The 959-nt window shown below is 41.8% G+C and carries 1 protein-coding gene and 1 pseudogene; both read left to right on the forward strand.

Annotation, left to right across the window (positions count from 1 at the left end; genetic code table 11):
- Nucleotides 1–296: transposase (locus IEW93_RS21815; protein ID WP_373284951.1), on the forward strand; the 296-nt coding region annotated here is incomplete at its 5' end.
- A 100-nt stretch (nucleotides 297–396) separates the two neighbouring features.
- Nucleotides 397–815 (forward strand): annotated as a pseudogene (locus tag IEW93_RS21820) (IS66 family transposase); the annotation flags it as partial.
- Between the last annotated feature and the right edge of the window lie 144 nt (nucleotides 816–959).

Raw genomic sequence — 959 nt, forward strand, 5'->3', positions numbered from 1 at the left:
TACTTGATATTTATGCAATGCCTGCGGATGAAAAACATCCTGTGGTTAATTTTGATGAAGCAATGAAACAACTGGTGTCACATGTAAAACCGCCCAAATTAGCTTCGCCAGGACACTTAGCTAAAGATGATTACGAATACCCGCGTGAAGATGTGGCCAATATCTATCTGATGTATGATAGGCATAGAGGCTGGCGACATGCTAAAGCAACAGCAACCAAGAAACGAGAAGACTTTGCAGCGTGTATGCGGGATTTGGTTGATGTTCATTATCCTGATGCCGATAAAATCCACTAGGTTTTACATCATGGTTTGCCTTAATGAGCAGTGCCAAGCAGCACCGGATATCACTGTAATCTTGGAATTTAAAAGATAGGTGTAGTACCCTAGACGCTTACAAAGTTCTGATGAAAAGTACATTGCCAGACAAGCGATTAGCCAGCCTATTTTGAACAAGCTTAAAACCTGGCTTGAGCTGAACCAGCCCAATTTGGTGGGTAATACCAAATTAATAGAGGCGGTAAATACCTAGCGAATCAAAGGCCCAAGCTCATACGCTATGTTGGTGATGTGCGGCTTAGTATCGATAACAATAAAGTTGAACGCGAAGTAAAACCCTTTGTGATAAGTCGAAAAAATTGGTTATTTAGTCAGACAGCTAATGGGGCTCATGCTAGTGCAACAATTTACAGCATTGTGGAAACAGCAAAGGTCAACGGCTTAGTGCCATTTGATTACATCATGGCTTGTCTTAATGAACTGTGCCAACCAGCACCGGATATAGACAGCCTGTTACCATGGAATTTTAAAAGATAGGTGTAGTCGCCCAGACGCTTATACCATTCCGCATAACTAAGTGATCATTGTTGCCCATTGTCGATGGCACATTTTTTTCACACGCTCTTTATCTTCAATGAATGCATTCCACGCTTCACTACAGGCATCAACTATTGACTCGTA

Source organism: Shewanella inventionis (assembly GCF_014641855.1).
Lineage (GTDB): Bacteria > Pseudomonadota > Gammaproteobacteria > Enterobacterales > Shewanellaceae > Shewanella > Shewanella inventionis.